At 70.5% G+C, this 16,740-nt stretch carries 10 protein-coding genes and 1 pseudogene; 10 read left to right on the plus strand and 1 reads right to left on the minus strand.

Annotation, left to right across the window (positions count from 1 at the left end; translation table 11 throughout):
* Positions 1-7 precede the first annotated feature (7 nt).
* The 3 genes and pseudogenes from glgX (at position 8) to malQ (ending at position 6,075) form a co-directional block, all read left to right on the plus strand.
* On the plus strand, positions 8-2,209 hold the full coding sequence (glgX, locus tag H149_RS0106165; RefSeq protein WP_020648868.1) for a glycogen debranching protein GlgX: 2,202 nt from the start codon (positions 8-10) through the stop codon (positions 2,207-2,209).
* A pseudogene (treZ, locus tag H149_RS19965) lies at positions 2,206-3,991 on the plus strand (malto-oligosyltrehalose trehalohydrolase). Before glgX ends, treZ begins: the two are co-directional and overlap by 4 nt.
* The gene (malQ, locus tag H149_RS0106175) at positions 3,988-6,075 is read left to right on the plus strand and encodes a 4-alpha-glucanotransferase (protein ID WP_020648870.1); all 2,088 of its coding nucleotides are present in this window, start codon (positions 3,988-3,990) and stop codon (positions 6,073-6,075) included. The pseudogene treZ and the gene malQ overlap by 4 nt, the downstream one beginning before the upstream one ends.
* Positions 6,076-6,106: 31 nt before the next feature.
* On the opposite strand, the gene glgP is transcribed toward malQ, so the two are convergent.
* The gene (gene glgP / locus H149_RS0106180; RefSeq protein WP_020648871.1) at positions 6,107-8,689 is read right to left on the minus strand and encodes an alpha-glucan family phosphorylase; all 2,583 of its coding nucleotides are present in this window, start codon (positions 8,687-8,689) and stop codon (positions 6,107-6,109) included.
* 192 nt (positions 8,690-8,881) lie between these two features.
* On the opposite strand from glgP, the gene H149_RS22040 reads away from it, so the two are divergent.
* The 7 genes from H149_RS22040 (at position 8,882) to H149_RS0106220 (ending at position 16,729) form a co-directional block, all read left to right on the plus strand.
* Positions 8,882-10,123, plus strand: coding sequence for a GGDEF domain-containing protein (locus H149_RS22040; RefSeq protein ID WP_020648872.1), 1,242 nt, complete (start codon positions 8,882-8,884; stop codon positions 10,121-10,123).
* Positions 10,124-10,160: 37 nt separating this feature from the next.
* The gene (locus tag H149_RS0106190; protein WP_020648873.1) at positions 10,161-12,047 is read left to right on the plus strand and encodes an ATP-binding cassette domain-containing protein; all 1,887 of its coding nucleotides are present in this window, start codon (positions 10,161-10,163) and stop codon (positions 12,045-12,047) included.
* A 123-nt stretch (positions 12,048-12,170) separates the two neighbouring features.
* On the plus strand, positions 12,171-13,217 hold the full coding sequence (locus tag H149_RS19975) for a cyclic nucleotide-binding domain-containing protein (RefSeq protein WP_020648874.1): 1,047 nt from the start codon (positions 12,171-12,173) through the stop codon (positions 13,215-13,217).
* 768 nt (positions 13,218-13,985) lie between these two features.
* Positions 13,986-14,615: a GspH/FimT family pseudopilin gene (locus H149_RS0106205; RefSeq protein ID WP_026352905.1), complete on the plus strand. Its 630-nt coding sequence runs from the start codon at positions 13,986-13,988 to the stop codon at positions 14,613-14,615.
* Positions 14,593-15,075: a type IV pilus modification protein PilV gene (gene pilV / locus H149_RS0106210; RefSeq protein WP_026352906.1), complete on the plus strand. Its 483-nt coding sequence runs from the start codon at positions 14,593-14,595 to the stop codon at positions 15,073-15,075. The genes H149_RS0106205 and pilV overlap by 23 nt, the downstream gene beginning before the upstream one ends.
* Positions 15,072-16,127 (plus strand): PilW family protein, encoded by a 1,056-nt coding sequence (locus H149_RS0106215; protein WP_083930841.1) that lies wholly within the window; start codon positions 15,072-15,074, stop codon positions 16,125-16,127. Before pilV ends, H149_RS0106215 begins: the two co-directional genes overlap by 4 nt.
* A gap of 2 nt (positions 16,128-16,129) precedes the next feature.
* Positions 16,130-16,729: a pilus assembly PilX family protein gene (locus H149_RS0106220; protein ID WP_211213545.1), complete on the plus strand. Its 600-nt coding sequence runs from the start codon at positions 16,130-16,132 to the stop codon at positions 16,727-16,729.
* Positions 16,730-16,740: the final 11 nt, after the last annotated feature.

Here is a 16,740-nt window from a genome sequence, read left to right on the forward strand (position 1 = left end):
CCGCCCGATGTCCCTCGACCTCCCCGACCGACTGCTGCCGCCGACGCCGCAACAGACCGACGGCCCGCTCGGCGCGCACTGGGATGGGCGCGGCACGCAGTTCGCGGTGTTCTCGGAAAGCGCCGATCTCATCGAACTGTGCCTGTTCGACACCGCCGGCCGTCACGAGCTGCGCCTGCCGATGCCCGAGTGCGTCGACGGCGTCTGGCGCGGCTATCTGCCGAACGCGCGGCCCGGCCAGCGCTACGGCTACCGCGCCTACGGCACCTACGAGCCGCGCGCCGGCAAGCGCTTCAACCCGCACAAGCTGCTGGTCGACCCCTACGCGCGCCAGCTCGCCGGCGAGCTCAAATGGCACGACGCGCTGTATGGCTACAAGGTCGGCTCGCCGCGCGGCGATCTCTCGTTCGACCGCCGCGACAGCGCCGCCTACGTGCCGAAGGCGGTGATCGTCGACGAGCATTTCGACTGGGGCAATGACCATCCGCCGCGCGTGCCCTGGGCGCAGAGCACGATCTACGAGCTGCACGTGCGCGGCTACACCATGCGCGGCGACGGCTACTTCGAGCACGACCGCGGCACCTTCGGCGCGCTCGGCCATCCGCGCACGATCGACTACCTCAAGCGCCTCGGCATCACCGCCGTCGAGCTGCTGCCGGTCCACGCCTTCGTCCGCGACCGCTATCTCGTCGAGCGCGGCCTCACCAATTACTGGGGCTACAACACGCTCGCCTTCTTCACCCCGGAGCGCGCCTACCTGTCGGATGGCACGCTCGGCCAGGTGAAGTGGGCGATCCGGCAGCTGCACGCCGCCGGCATCGAGGTGATCCTCGACGTCGTCTACAACCACACCTGCGAAGGCAGCCAGCTCGGCCCGACGCTGTCGCTGCGCGGCCTCGACAACGCCGCCTACTACCGCCTGCTGCCGAGCGATCCGCGCCAATACATCAACGACACCGGCTGCGGCAATACCGTCAACCTCAGCCATCCGGCGACGATCCGCCTGGTCATGGACTCGCTGCGCTACTGGGTGCAGGAGTTCCATGTCGACGGCTTCCGCTTCGACCTCGGCGTCACGCTGGGCCGCGAGGACAACGGCTACACGCCGGGCGCCGGCTTCTTCGACGCGCTGATGCAGGACCCGGTGCTGGCGCGCGTCAAGCTGATCTCCGAACCCTGGGACATCGGCCCCGGCGGCTACCAGATCGGCAACCATCCGGCCGGCATGGCGGAGTGGAACGGCAAGTTCCGCGACGACGTGCGCCGCTACTGGAAGGGCGACGCCGGCATGCGGCCGGCGCTCGCCGCGCGCCTGCAGGGCTCGGCGGAGATGTTCGACCATCACCGCCGCCGGCCATGGGCCAGCGTCAACTTCGTCACCGCGCACGACGGCTTCACGCTCGAGGATCTGGTCAGCTACAACGCCAAGCACAACGAAGCCAACGCCGAGGACAACCGCGACGGCAGCGACGACAACGACAGCTCCAACTGGGGCGTCGAGGGCGCGACGACCGATGCCGCGACCATCGCTCAGCGCGAGCGCACCAAGCGCGCGCTGCTGGCGACGCTGCTGGTCGCGCACGGCACGCCGATGCTGCTGGCCGGCGACGAATTCGGACAGACGCAGGACGGCAACAACAACGCCTACTGTCAGGACAACGAGGTCGCCTGGCTCGACTGGTCGCGCGCCGAGACGCCGCGCGGCGCGGCGCTGCGCGACTTCGTCGCCCGCGTGCTGGCGCTGCGCCGCGAGTATCCGCTGCTGCAGGGCCACTACTTCCAGCACGCGCGCATCGAGTACGCGCCGGGCCTGCGCGACGTGTTCTGGTTCGACGAGGACGGCATCGAGCTCAACGAAGACGACTGGAACAATCCGAACGCGCGTCTGCTCGGCCTGCGCCGCGCCGGCCCCAGCCCCGCGCACGAGCAGACGCTCGACATCGTCGTCGCGCTGTTCAACGCCGACGGCAGCACCTACCGCTTCGACCTGCCGCCGCCGGCCCTCGATTACCGGCTGCTGCTCGACACCGGCGCGCCCGAGCGACGCGAGCTGCACATCGCCGACGGCAGCGTCGACGTCGCCGGCCACAGCCTGATGCTGCTCGCCGCGCGCGTCGAGCGTGCCGCGCTGGCGCCCGGCGCCGGCATCGCCGCCAACGAGCCGCGCGTGCTCGCCGCCGAGGACGACGACGAGGCGCAGGCCGCATGAGCCGCCACGCGTACGGCCTGCCGTTCGGCGCCGAGCTGCGTGCTGATGGCGTCCATACGCGTTTCCGCCTGCATGCGCCGGCGCAGCGCGCCGTCGCGCTGCTGCTCGACGACGGTCCGCCGCAGCCGATGCGGCGCGACGCCGCCGGCGACTTCGATCTGGAAACCGTGGCGCCGCCCGGCAGCCGCTACCGCTACCGCCTCGACGACGGCCTCGCGGTGCCCGATCCGGCGGCGCGCGCAGGACGGCGACGTGCACGGCGCGAGCCTGGTCGTCGATCCGCGCGCCTATCGCTGGCGCCACGACGGCTGGCGCGGCCGGCCCTGGCACGAGACCGTGCTCTATGAGCTGCACGCCGGCTGCTGCGGCGGCTACGGCGGCGTCGCCGCGCAGCTGCCGGCGCTCGCCGCGCTCGGCATCACCGCGATCGAACTGATGCCGCTCGCCGAGTTTCCCGGCACGCGCAACTGGGGCTACGACGGCGTGCTGCCGTACGCGCCGGAGGCCTCGTACGGCGCGCCGGATGCGCTCAAGGCGCTGATCGACGACGCGCATGGTCTCGGCCTGATGGTGTTCGTCGACGTCGTCTACAACCATTTCGGCCCGGACGGCAACTACCTGCACACCTACGCGCCGGATTTCTTCCGCCGCGACCGCCACACGCCGTGGGGCGCCGCAATCGATTTCCGGCAGCGCGCGGTGCGCGAATACTTCATCGGCAACGCGCTGTACTGGCTGCTCGAATACCGCGTCGACGGATTGCGTCTGGACGCCGTGCACGCGATCAAGGAACGCGACTTCGTCGAGGAGCTCGCCCGGCGCGTGCGCGCCGCCACCGAACCGGGCCGTCACGTCCATCTGGTGCTCGAAAACGAGCACAACGACGCCGCGCTGCTCGACGCCGGCTACGACGCGCAGTGGAACGACGATGCCCACAACCTGCTGCACGTCCTGCTGACCGGCGAACACGAGGGCTATTACGCGCCTTACGCCGAACGGCCGGCGCGCCGCCTCGCGCGCGTGCTCGCCGAGGGCTGCGCCGACCAGGGCGAAGCCGAGCCGCGCAGCGGCCGGCGGCGCGGCGCGCCGAGCGGCCCTCTGCCGCCGCAGGCTTTCGTCTGCTTCCTGCAGAACCACGACCAGATCGGCAACCGCGCGTTCGGCGAACGCCTGATCGACCTCGCCGCGCCGGACGCGCTGCGCGCCGCCGTCGCGCTGCAGCTGCTGTGCCCGCAGATTCCGCTGCTGTTCATGGGCGAGGAATGGGGCTGCCACACGCCGTTCCTGTTCTTCACCGACCATGCGCCCGAACTGGCCGCCCGGGTGGTGGCCGGCCGCCGCGCCGAGTTCGGGCGCTTCAGCGCCTTCGCCGATCCGCGCCAGCGCGCGCGCATCCCCGATCCGAACGCGCCGGCGATGTTCGCGCGCTCGTGTCCGGACTTTCGCGAGGCGCAGCGCGGTGCGCACGCCGCGTGGCGCGCCTATTACGGCGCGCTGCTGGCGCTGCGCCACGCGCAGCTCGTGCCGCGCCTGCCGGGCACGCGCAGCCTCGGTGCCGAGGCGCTGAACGAACGCGCCGTCGCGGCGCGCTGGCGGCTCGGCGACGGCGCCGTGCTGACGATCGTGCTGCAGCTCGGCAACGTCGCGCTGCCCGCCGCGGCGCCGGCCGGGCGGCTGCTGATCGAAAGCCGCACCGGTGCCGCCGCGGCGCTGGCGCGCGGCGAGCTCGCGGGCGCCGCCTGCTGCGTCTTTCTCGATGAACCCCGACCGGAGTCCGCATGAGCGACACCGCCCTGCAGCACCTCGCCGAGCGCGCAGGCATCGCGCTGCGCTGGACCGATTACCGCGGCACGCCGCACGGCGTCGGCGACGACACGCTGCGCGCCCTGCTCGGGGCGCTGGAGATTCCGTGCGCGACGCCGGCGCAGATCGCCGACAGCGAAGCGCGGCTGAACGCCGAGGACGCCGATCCGCTGCGCGCGCCGCTGCTGACCGCGGTCGCCGGCGCGCACTGGTCGCTGGCCGCACCGGCGCTCGCCGGCCGGCGCCTGCCGGTGCGTCTCGAGGACGGCGGCAGGCACGAACTGGCCTTCGCGGCCGACGGCGCCGGCGTACGCGCGGCGATGACGCTGCCGCCGGGCTATCACCGCCTCGTGCTCGACGACGGCGAGCGCACGCTCGCGGTGGCGCCGGCGCGCGCCTGGAGCATGGGCGACGCCTGCGGCGAACGCCGCGCCTGGGGCCTGGCAACGCAGCTCTACGCGCTGCGCCGCCGCGGCGATCTCGGCATCGGCGATTTCACGGCGCTCGCCGACTTCGTCGAGCGCGCCGCCGCACGCGGCGCCGACGCCGTCGCGGTCAGCCCGGTGCATGCGCTGTTCTCGGCCGACGTGCAGCACTACAGCCCGTATGCGCCGTCGAGCCGCCTGTTCTTCAACGTCCTGCACGCCGACCCGGCGCTGCTGCTCGGCAGCGCGCCAACGCAGGCGCTGCTCGGCGAGCTCGGCCTCGGCGATGAAGCGGCGCGCCTCGAAGCGCTGCCGCTGGTCGACTGGCCGGCGAGCGGGCGCGCGCGCCTGGCGCTGCTGCGCGCCGCCCACGCGCGGCTGGCGGCGCGCCTGGGTACGGACGACCCGCTCGGCCTCGAGTTCCGGCGCTTCGTCGACGACGGCGGCGAAGCGCTGCTCGATCACGCCCGCTTCGAAGTACTGCACGCGCAGCAGCTCGCGCAGGGCCGCTGGTCGTGGCGCGAATGGCCGGCCGAGCTGCGCGATCCGCGCAGCGCCGCCGTCGCGGCCGCCGTCGCGACGCAGGCCGACGCGCTGCAGTTCCACCTGTTCGCGCAATGGCTCGCGGCGCGCGGCCTGGCGCAGGCGCAGCGCGCGGCACGCGACGCCGGCATGGCGATCGGCCTGATCGGCGATCTGGCGGTCGGCACCGACAGCGGCGGCAGCCACGCCTGGAGCCGCCAGGCCGACATGCTCGGCGGCCTGTCGGTCGGCGCGCCGCCCGATCTGCTCAACGCGCTCGGCCAGAGCTGGGGCCTGACCGCGTTCTCGCCGCGCGCCATGCGCCGCCACGGCTTCAGCGCCTTCATCGAGCTGCTGCGCGCGGCGCTGCGCCACGTCGGCGGCCTGCGCATCGACCACGTGCTCGGCCTGATGCGCCTGTGGCTGGTGCCGCAGGGCGCGCACGCGACCGAGGGCGCCTACCTGAAGTGCCCGTTCGACGATCTGCTGCGCCTGGTCGCGCTCGAATCGCACCGGCATCGCGCGGTGATCGTCGGCGAGGATCTCGGCACCGTGCCCGACGGCATTCGCGAGGCCTTGTACGGCTGCGGCCTGATGGGCATGCGCGTGCTCTGGTTCGAAACCGATCACGGCCTCTACGTCGAGCCGTCGCGCTGGCCGCGCGAGGCAATGGCGACCACCACCACGCACGATCTGCCGACCGTCGCCGGCTGGTGGCACGGCCGCGATCTCGACTGGCGCGCGCAGCTGAACCTGTTCGCGCCCGACAGCGACCACGGGCACGAATACACGCAGCGTGCGGACGAGCGCGTCAGGCTGTGGGCGGCGTTCCGCCATGCCGGGGTCGCCGCAGCCGCGTCGCCACCACCGCCGGACCAGCCGGACGACGCGATCGACGCGGCCCTGCGCTTCGTCGCGCGCACGCCGGCGGAGCTGGCGATCGTGCCGGTCGAGGACATCGCCGGCATCGTCGAGCAGCCGAACCTGCCGGGCACCACCGTCGAGCATCCGAACTGGCGCCGGCGTCTGCCCGCCGAGACCGCGACGCTGTTCGCGCAGGCGCACGCCGACCGGCGCCTCGACCTGCTCGCCACCGAGCGGCCGCCGCGCGGCTAGACCGGCGGCGACGCGCACGCGCCGCCGTGCGTCAGGCCCAGACCGCGGCGCCGAGTTCGCCGGGATGCGACATCGCCGGATGCGTCGGCCGCATGCGCACGCGCAGGCCCTGCCGGCCGGCGAGCGGCTCGAGCGTGCCGGTGAAGCGGACCGTGCCGTCGCCGCCGGCCAGCGGGTGCAGCAGCGCGCTCTTCTGCACGGTGAAGCGGCCGTGCACCTCGACGCCGAGCAGGCACTCGACGATCACGTCGGTCGGCGCCAGGCCATTGAGCTGGGCCGCGACCTCGACGTTCAGCGCCGCGCCCTGCTCGACCACCTGCGGCAGCGCCGGCGCCTGCAGCGACACGCCGCCCCAGGCCCGCTGCAGCTTCTGCTTCCAGGCCGCGTATTCGCGCGCCAGCGCGTGACCGGCGGCGCTGAAGCGCTCGGCCTGCCGCGCCGCCGGACCGTAGAAGCCGCGCACGTAATCCATCACCATGCGCGCCGAATTGAAGCGCGGGATCAGCGTCTTCATCGAGTTCTTGCTGATGCGCACCCACTCCGGCGCATAGGCGTCGTTGTCCGCGCCGTAATAAAGCGGCACGACCTGCTCCTCGAGGATGTCGAGCAGCTGACGCGCCTCCTCCTCGTCGCGGCGGCGCCGCGCGACTTCGTCGCCGAGCAGCGAGTACCAGTAGCGCGGATCGACCGGCTCGATCGCGAAACCGTTCGGACCGTCCGGCCCTTCGGCGACGTAGCCTTCGTCCCACCAGCCGTCGAGCACCGAGACGTTGACGACACCGTTGATGCCGGCTTTCTCGCCCGAGGTGCCGCTGGCCTCCAGCGGATATTCGGGATTGTTGAGCCAGACGTCGCAGCCTTGCACCAGATTGCGCGCCAGCAGCATGTCGTAGCCCTCGACCATGATCAGGCGGCCGATGAACTGCGGCTTCATGCTGGTTTCGTAGAGCTTCTGGATCAGCGCCTGGCCGGGCTGGTCCTTCGGGTGCGCCTTGCCGGCGAAGATCAGGATCGCCGGCCGCTGCGGATCGTTGAGCAGGCGCGCCAGACGCTCCTCGTCCTGCAGGATCAGCGTCGCGCGCTTGTAGGTCGCGAAACGGCGCGCGAAGCCGAGCACCAGCGCCTTGCTGTTCGGATCGCCGATGTAGCGCGTGGCGCGCGCGACGATGGTCTCCGGCACGCCGTTGCGGCGCAGCTGGCGGCGCACGCGCGCGGCGATGTCACCGAGCAGATCGCGCTTGAGCTGGCGGCGCACGGCGACGAAGCGGTCGTACGGAATGCTGTCGATGCAGCGCCAGAAGTTCGGATCGAGCACGCCGTTGCGCCAGGCGCGGAAGCTGTCGTGGAACAGCCGCGTCCAGGCACGGGCGATGAAGGTGTGCAGATGCACGCCGTTGGTGACGTGCCCGATCGGGTTCTCCTCCGGCGGCAGCTGCGGCCAGAGATACGCCTCCATGCGGCTGGCGACGCCGCCGTGGATCTTCGACACGCCGTTGTGGAAACGGCTGCCGCGCAGCGCCAGCGAGGTCATGTTGAAGCGGTCGCCGCCGTGCTGGTCGGCGCCGAGCGCGAGCAGCGTCGCCTCCTCGGCGCCGAGGCTGCCGAGCAGACGGCCGAGGAACCAGCGCATCTGCGCGTGATGGAAGATGTCGTGGCCGGCCGGCACCGGCGTGTGCGTGGTGAAGACGGTGCCGGCGGCGACCGCTTCCAGCGCCGCCTCGAACGGCAGCCCGGCGGCGACACCCTCGCGGATGCGTTCGAGGATCTGGAACGCGGCATGGCCTTCGTTGATGTGCCAGACGGTCGGCGCGCGGCCGAGCGCGCGCAGCGCGCGCACGCCGCCGACGCCGAGCACGGTCTCCTGCTGGATGCGCGTGTCGCTGTCGCCGCCATAGAGCTGGTCGGTGATCGCGCGGTCGGCCTCGCCGTTCTCCGGCACGTCGGTGTCGAGCAGGATCAGCGAGACGTGGCCGATCTTCGCCTCCCAGACGCGCAGCTGCACGTCGCGCTCGCCGAGTTCGACGGTGACGCGCAGCTCGCTGCCGTCGGGTCGGTGGCAGAGCCGGATCGGCAGCTCGTCGAAGTCGACGGTGTGGGCGTTGGCCTGCTGGCGGCCCTGCGCGTCGATGGTCTGCGTGAAATAGCCCTGCCGGTACAGCAGGCCGACGGCGATGAACGGCACGCCGAGATCGCTGATCGCCTTGCAGTGGTCGCCGGCGAGGATGCCGAGGCCGCCGGAGTAGATCGGCAGGCTTTCGTGCAGGCCGAACTCGGCACAGAAATAGGCGACCAGATCGTGGTCGGGATGCAGGTGCTTCTCGATCTCCGGGCGCCGCCCGCTGGCCATGTACGAATCGAACGAGGACAGCGCGTGGTGGTAGTCCTCGAGAAAGTCACGATCCTCGGCCAGATGATCGATGGTCGCCTGCGGGATGCGGCGCAGCACCAGCTTGGGGTTGTTCTCGCAGCTCAGCCACAGGCGCTGGTCGAGGCGCCAGAACACGCGGCGGATGTCGCGGTCCCAGGCGTAGGCAAGATTGCCGGCCAGCTCCTCGAGCCGGTCCAGGGCCGCCGGAATGCGGGGGCGGGCTTCGAAGCTCAGAGTCGTCGTCACCTGTTGCGGTCCTTTCGGGTTCGACCTTCAGTGGGCGCCGCCGGCGGCCGGTGGTGCCCGGCGCTATGCAAAGCACGGATCGCGCCAGCGGAATCGGCAGCGGCGCGCGAAACTTGATAGTGGATATTATCGCTTCCGCCGCCGCGGACGCTGCCGCATGCTTGCCCGGCTTACGGCGATCCCGGGTGGATCATGGATCTTCTCGCCAGCCTGCGCAGCGAGAGCCGGCCTCCGCGACTCCATCGCCTGCGCTTCGGGCCCGCGCAACTCGAACAGGAATTCCGCAGCTGGCAGCGGCAGCGCCACGCGCCGGCGCGCGCCTTGCTGTTCGCGGTGCTGGCGCTCGGCTACGCGATCACGCCGCTGTTCAACGTGCGCCTGTTCGGCGTGCCCGAGAGCGTGCTGCCGGCGCTGCAGACGATGCAGTGGCTGCTGGTACTGCCGCTCGCGGCCGCCGGCGCGCTCGCCAGCTTCGCGCCGGATCCGCACGTGCAGCGCACCGTGCCGGCCTGCGCCGTGGCCGGCCTCTGCGCCGGCACGCTGGCGATGCGCGCGCTGGCGCTGCACCACGGCTTCGACTTCCCGAGCCAGATGCTCGGCATGGTAATGGTCACGGTCGCCCTCTTCGGCGGCTTTCGCTGGACCGCGGTCCTCGGCGCCACGCTGTTCGGCACGGCGCTGGCGGTCGCCGTCGAGTACCGCCTCGCGGCGCCGGGCACTGCTCCGGGCCTGCAGGCTTACGGTCTCGTGGCGATGGCGCTGATCGCGATCGCCGGCGCCTACACGCACGAACTGCTGGCGCGGCTGGTCTGGCTCCACCAGCGCTACGCGGAGGCGCTCGCCGCCACCGATGGCCTCACCGGGCTGGCCAACCACCACGATTTCCTCCGCTCGCTGGAGCGCGTGCTGGCGCTGGCCGCGCGCGAGCGGCGGCTGGTCGCCGTCGCCCTGCTCGATCTCGATCATTTCAAGTCGATCAACGACCGCTACGGGCATCTGTTCGGCGATCGCGTGCTGCGCCAGGTCGGCGCGCTGCTGGGCGCCGAGGTCGCCAAGCGCCCGCTCGATCTGCGGGCGCGCTACGGCGGCGAGGAAATGGCGATCGTCTGGTACGACGTCAAGGCCGAGGCGCTGCCGGGCCTGATCGAGGGCCTGCTCGACGAGATCCGCCAGCTGCCGTTCGCCGATCCGGCCGGCGGCCTGCGCGTGCGCATCACCGCCAGTGCCGGCCTGGTCTGGCTGGTGCCCGACGAGCAGACGCGCGCCGAGGACGTGCTGCACTCCGCCGACATCCTGCTTTACTGCGCCAAGTCCGAAGGCCGCGACCGCGCGCGCCTGGCGCCGTTCGGCAGCGGGCTGCAGACGCTCGCCCCGATGCCGGGCGCCGCCAACGGCCCGGCCCTGCACCGGCACGCCCCGGATCGCGTCGGATAGGCGACTGCGCGCCGGGGCGCGGCTACACTGCGCGCCCATGATCTCCCTGCAATCCCTGACGCTGCGGCGCGGCGCGCGCACGCTGCTCGAAGACGCGTCGCTGACGATCTATCCCGGCTGGCGCGTCGGCGTCGTCGGCCGCAACGGCACCGGCAAATCGACGCTGTTCGCGGCGATCACCGGCGAGCTCGACGCCAACCGCGGCAGCCTGTCGCGGCCCAAGGATCTGGCGATCGCCGCGGTCGCCCAGGAAACGCCATCGCTGCCGGACCTGGCGATCGAGTTCGTGCTCGACGGCGACGTCGAGCTGCGCCAGCTCGAAGCGCGCCTCGCCAAGGCCGAGGACACGCACGACGTCGAGCGCATCGCCGCGATCCACGAGCGCCTGAACGCGATCGGCGGCTACGCGGCGCGTGCGCGCGCGGCGACGCTGATGCATGGCCTCGGCTTCGCGCACGAAGCGGAGCAGCGGCCGGTCGCCAGCTTCTCGGGCGGCTGGCGCATGCGCCTCAATCTGGCGCGCGCGCTGATGTGCCGTTCGGACCTGCTGCTGCTCGACGAGCCGACCAACCACCTCGACCTCGATGCCGTGATCTGGCTGCAGGACTGGCTGGTCTCGTATCCGGGCACGCTGCTGCTGATCTCGCACGACCGCGAGTTCCTCGACGCGGTGACGACGCAGACGCTGCATCTCGAGAACCTCAAGGCGACGCTCTACACCGGCAACTACTCGCAGTTCGAGCGCCAGCGCGCCGAACGCCTGACGCTGCAGGCCGGGCAGTACGAAAAGCAGCAGCGCGAGATCGCGCACCTGCAGGACTTCATCCGCCGCTTCAAGGCCAAGGCCAGCAAGGCGACGCAGGCGCAGAGCCGCGTCAAGGCACTGGAGCGCATGGAGCTGGTCGCCGCAGTGCATGCCGATTCCGAGTTCTCGTTCAGCTTCCCCGAGCCCGAGAAGCTGCCCTCGCCGCTGATCCGCTTCGACAAGGTCAGCGCCGGTTACGGCGAGAAGAAGATTCTCTCCGGCCTCAAGCTGCTGGTCGCGCCCGGCGACCGCATCGGCCTGCTCGGCCCCAACGGCGCCGGCAAGTCGACGCTGGTGCGCACCCTGGCCGGCGAGCTGGCGCCGCTGGCCGGCAACGCGATGCGCGACCCGAACCTGCGCGTCGGCTACTTCGCGCAGCACACCACCGACAGCCTCGATCCGCAGGCCTCGCCGCTGCTGCACCTGAAACGCCTCGATCCGCGCGCCAACGAACAGGCGCTGCGCAATTTCCTCGGCAGCTTCAACTTCCGCGGCGACCGCGCGATGGAAAAAGTCGAGCCGTTCTCCGGCGGCGAGAAGGCGCGCCTAGCGCTGGCCCTGGTCGTCTACCAGAAGCCGAACCTGCTGCTGCTCGACGAGCCGACCAACCATCTCGATCTCGACATGCGCCACGCGCTCGAACAGGCCCTGCTCGACTATCCGGGTGCGCTGGTCGTGGTCTCGCACGACCGCCACCTGCTGACCAGCACCTGCGAGACCTTCTGGCTGGTCGCCGGCGGCGAAGCCCAGCCGTTCGACGGCGATCTCGATGCCTACGCGCGCTGGCTGCGCCAGCGCGACAACGCCACCGCGCCGAAGCCGGCCGCCGTCGCGGCGGCGCCCGCGGCACCACGCCGCGACGCGGTCGAGCTGCGCGCGCAGGCCAAGCCGCTGCGCGACGCGATCAGCCGCCTCGACAAGCAGATGGCCAAGCTGCAGGCGGCGCTGGCACCGATCGAAGCCCGGCTCGCCGATGGCGCGATCTACGAGGCGGCCCGCAGTGCCGAGCTGCGCGAGACGCTGGCGCGCCAGGCCGAGCTGCGTCGCCAGCTGGCAGCCGCCGAGGACGAGTGGCTGACGACGACCGAGCGCCTCGACGCGCTCGGCGTCGCCGGCTAGGCCCGCGGCACCACCCGAACGGGTCGCGCCGGTCGCGGCGCGGTTTGCACGGCGTCACGCAGCGCCGCGCAGATCGCGTGCTAGCATCGCCCCCGTTTCAGAGCTGACCAGGCGCAAGGACGCATGAATCCGCAAGTCGTCGACACCGGACTGTTCGAGCGCTACGTGCCGCTCAACGCCCTGCGTCCGGAAAGCCAGGCCGAACTGGCGCGCAAGAGCGCCGTCCTCGAGCTGGCGGCGGGCGAACGGCTGTTCCGCGCCGGCGACGCCGCCCCGCAGGCTCTGTACCTGCTGTCGGGCGAGCTGCAGATCGAGAACGCCGCCGGCCAGCCACTGTCCTGCGTTCGCGCCGGCGAGCCGGCCAGCTTCCACCGCCTCGCCCACCAGTCGCCGCGCACCGTGTCGGCGCGGGCGCTGAGCGACATCCGCGTGCTGGCGGTCGACGCCAGCCTGCTCGACGTGATGCTGACCTGGGATCAGACCGGCCAGTTCGTCGTCGGCGACGTCGCCGACCACACCGCCAGCGTCGGCGACGACTGGATGACGCGCCTGCTGCAGATGCGCACCTTCCAGCTCGTGCCGCCAGCCAAGCTGCAGGCGATGTTCATGCGCCTGCAGAAGCGCGCGGTTGCGCCCGGCGAAGTCATCGTCCAGCAGGGCGCGCCCGGCGACTACTTCTACGTGATCGTCGAAGGGCGCTGCATCGTCACCCGCGAGCAGGGCAGCCAGAAGCCGGTGCGTCTCGCCGAGCTCGAACCCGGCGCCTGCTTCGGCGAGGAGGCGCTGATCTCCGCCGATCGTCGCAATGCCTCGGTGACGGCGCTGACGCCGGTCAGCCTGATGCGGCTCGCCAAGGAGGACTTCGAGCAACTGCTGAACCAGCCGCTCGAACGGCGCCTGTCGCTGGCCGAGGCGCAGGCGCTGATCGACAGCGGCCGCGCACGCTGGCTCGACGTACGCCTGCCGAGCGAATTCCAGACCCATCATCTGCCCGGCGCGCTGAATCTGCCGCTGTACATGCTGCGCTTGAAGCTGGCGATGCTCGATCCGCGGCTCAGCTGGATCCTCTGCTGCGACACCACGCGACGCAGCGCGGTCGGCGTGTTCGTGCTGACGCAAAAGGGCTACGACGCCTACGTCCTCGACGGCGGCCTGCCGGCGAAAAGCTGAACCCGCCGCTCGTTCCACTCGCAGCCGGCGCAGACGCGCCTGCCGCTCCACGCCCTTCGCCGCCCGTCCGGCGCGCCGGGCGACCCACGGGCAAAGAAAAACCCGCGGCTCTGGCACGAGACGCGGGTAGCGGTTGAGAGAGCCCTTGGGAGTGACTCGCAGCCAGATTACCCGCCGCGGCCGAACGGAACATGAACGGACCGCACAGTTCGGCGGGCCGCCCCGCCCCGGCCACTGCCGTCAGCGGCCAGCGTCGGCTGGGGCCCGGCCTCGCGCTCGGCAAGACACAGAAGCTCCAGGTTCTCGAACGCCGTATGCGATTCGAACACGTCGGCTTCTGGAACTTGCGACACCGGGCGGGATATGGGGCGTTTGACGGAGTGCATTAAAGCGGCGCGAACAACTCCATGCGGCGACGGCCGCTCAGGCCGACATGCCGCCCGTCCGCATGCCGCCACCGCTCGGCGGGCATGTCGGCCATGTGAAACGCGTCCGCGTACGCCGCCGGCACAGGCGCAACGGCACTTCCAGCCATCATCCCCGACCAGACCGCCACGCCAGCCGACTGCGCCTCGTTCTCGATTCGCAAGCGAGCTGTGCTAACCTCGAAATAAGGGGATGGATCGCCTTGGTCCTGTTGTTTATACGAAGGAATTTGGGAGACGGGGTGGGTAATCGGACGACCGCCCCGGGCCAGCCTTTTGTCGGCCCGGGATCACCATTCGTGCGCCTGCCGGATAGGCTGCGGCGACCGATCCGTGTTCATTCATGGCCACCGGCGGCGGCCGGCTGACGATGCACTCTGGGGGAGAAGGCGTGAACGCCAGGCGCCATTCATCGGGACTGACCTTGATTGAGCTGCTCGTGACGATCACGGTCGCCGCCGTGCTGCTCGGCATTGCCATCCCGAGCTACAAGTTCATCCTCGTGACGAATCGCCTGGCGTCGACGGCCAACGATTTCGTCGTTGGCATCCGGCAGGCCCAGGCAGAGGCCGTGCGCCGCAATGCGCCGACCCAGTTCTGCAGCGATGTGGCCGACACCAATGGCGCCGACGACCTCGGCGCGAGTTGCGGCACCTCCGCTGGTGCGGTCTACGTGCTCAACAGCGACGGCAGCCGCACCAAGATCTACACCGCTCCGAGTCTTCCCGCCGATCTGAGCGTAAGCGCCAGCGGCACCGGCGTCACAGCGCTGCGCTTCACTGGCCAGGGTCTCGCGCAAGCGGTCGGCGGCAGCGGCCCGTATACCGGCCTGGTCGCCGACATCTCCACCAGCGAGCTGAGCGACAGCAATCATCGCTGCGTCTATCTCACCACCGGCAGTCTGGTCAGCAGCTGCACCTACACCAGCGCCAGCGAAGGATGTCCCGCCGATGAACCCGCATCCTGCCAGTAGCGCCGCTCACCGGCGCGGTCGACGCGCCGGCGTACGCGGCGCCGGCCTGATCGAGGTACTCGTCGCCGTATTGATCCTGTCGATCGGCTTCCTCGGCATCGCCCTGGTGCAGACACGAGCGCTGTCCCAAAACAACAGCTCGATGGGACGATCGATGGCCATCGTCGCGAGCTACTCGATTCTGGAAGCGATGCGTGCCGATCGCGCGAACGCACTGTCCGGCGCCTACGATACGACGGTCGCCGCCGACGATTGCCCTGCGTCCGGAACCCTGGCAGAGACGCAAATCAGCAACTGGTGCAACGAGCTGAGCGCTTCGCTCGGCGCTGCCGAAACCACGACCGGCACCGTCGACTGTGACGCGGGAGGCACCTGCACAGTGACGATCCAGTTCGACGACAGCCGCGTCGGTGCCGGCGGCAACAGCGAACAGACTGTCGTCACCAAGGCGATGCTATGAACTCCCGCCCGCGTCGACTTCCGGTCCGGCAGCCAGCTGCACATGCAACGCAGCCGCTGGCCGCGCAATCCGGCTTCAGCCTGATCGAGCTCATGATCGCGCTGGTGCTCGGCCTGGTCGTGATCGGCGGCGCCACCGCCGTGTTCCTGTCCAACAAGCAGTCATACCGCTCGAATCTCGCGCTCGGACAGATTCAGGAGAATTCGCGCATCGCCTTCGAGATGATGTCGCGCGACATCCGTCAGGCCGGTTTGACGGGATGCGGAAACCTGGGCCGCGTCGCCAATGTCCTCAGCAACGGGCCAACGTCCGCAACACCGGCGTGGTACGCCGATTTCGCCGTCAACGCCATCCGCGGCTTCGATGGCAACGCCGCTGATGTCGCCGTCACGACCGGCACCGGCTCGGCGCAGCGGATCGCCGGCACCGACTCGCTGATGCTGATCGGCGTCGGCGAATCCGGCGCAAGCCTCGCCGCGCACAATCTGAGCACTTCGCAGTTGACGATCCACGAGACCAATGCCGGCTTCGAGGCTGGCGACCTGGTCGTGATCTGCGATCCCGATCATGCTGCCATCGCTCAGGTCACGAGCCTCGCCGGCACGGTCCTGACTATTGCCGAAGATACGGGAACGCCGGGCAACTGCTCCGTCGGCCTCGGTTTCCCGTCGACCTGCGCAGGCGCCAACGATTACCAGTTCGCCGTGAATTCGCAGTTCGCCAAACTGGTGGCAGCCGACTGGTTCATCGGCAACAACCCGCAGGGCAGTAGGTCGCTCTACCGGATGACGCTCGTCAATAGCGGCGGCGTTCCGACGCCGACGGCACAGGAAATGGTTCGCAACGTCACCGACATGCAGATCCAGTATCACGTGCCGGGATCCGCATCGTTCCAGGATGCTGGCGCACTCGCGGCGGCCGATTGGCAGGACGTCGATGCCGTACGGGTCACTCTCAGCTTCCGCAGCTCGGATCGCTACGCGGGAACGGACAGCGCCCCGATCACCCGTCAGATGACCGCATCGGTCACGCTGCGCAACCGGACGAACTGAGCATGCGCGTCACGTCGATCTCGCCAGAAATTCAGCTGGTCCGGCACCGACCCGCAGCGCCTGCGGCCGTGGCCCAGGCGCGCCAGCGAGGCGTGGCCCTGGCGGTTGCGCTGATCCTGTTGATCCTGGTGACGCTGATCGGGCTCGCGGCCGTGCGCGGCGTGACGACGCAGCAGAAAATGACCGCCAACTTCTATGATCGGGAGCTTGCCTTCCAGAACGCCGAAGCCGGCCTCGCCGCGGCGGCTCAGGCGCTGACCGCCGGCACGACCAACATCCGCAACTGCGGCCAGGGCGGCGACGCCTGCCGTGCCAATCCGTTCGAGGATCCAAACCTCGCGGCCAGCAGCATCCAGACCGTCAGCTCCTACACCGCCGGCGATAACACGACCGGCCAGCCGCAGTTCGTGATCGAGAACATGGGCACCTACGCTGACCCCAACTCGAGCACCGGCTTCGGCCAGAGTGCCAACGGCGCCCAGTACGGCGCACAAGGCGTGACGACGACGGCGACCTTCTATCGCATCACGGCGCGCAGCGGCAATCCGTCGCAGATCGGTGATCGCGCGGTCGTCACCCTGCAAGCGATGTACAAGCAATGAGGGAGCGGAGC

The sequence above is a fragment of the Solimonas variicoloris DSM 15731 genome (assembly GCF_000382285.1).
Classification (GTDB): domain Bacteria; phylum Pseudomonadota; class Gammaproteobacteria; order Nevskiales; family Nevskiaceae; genus Solimonas; species Solimonas variicoloris.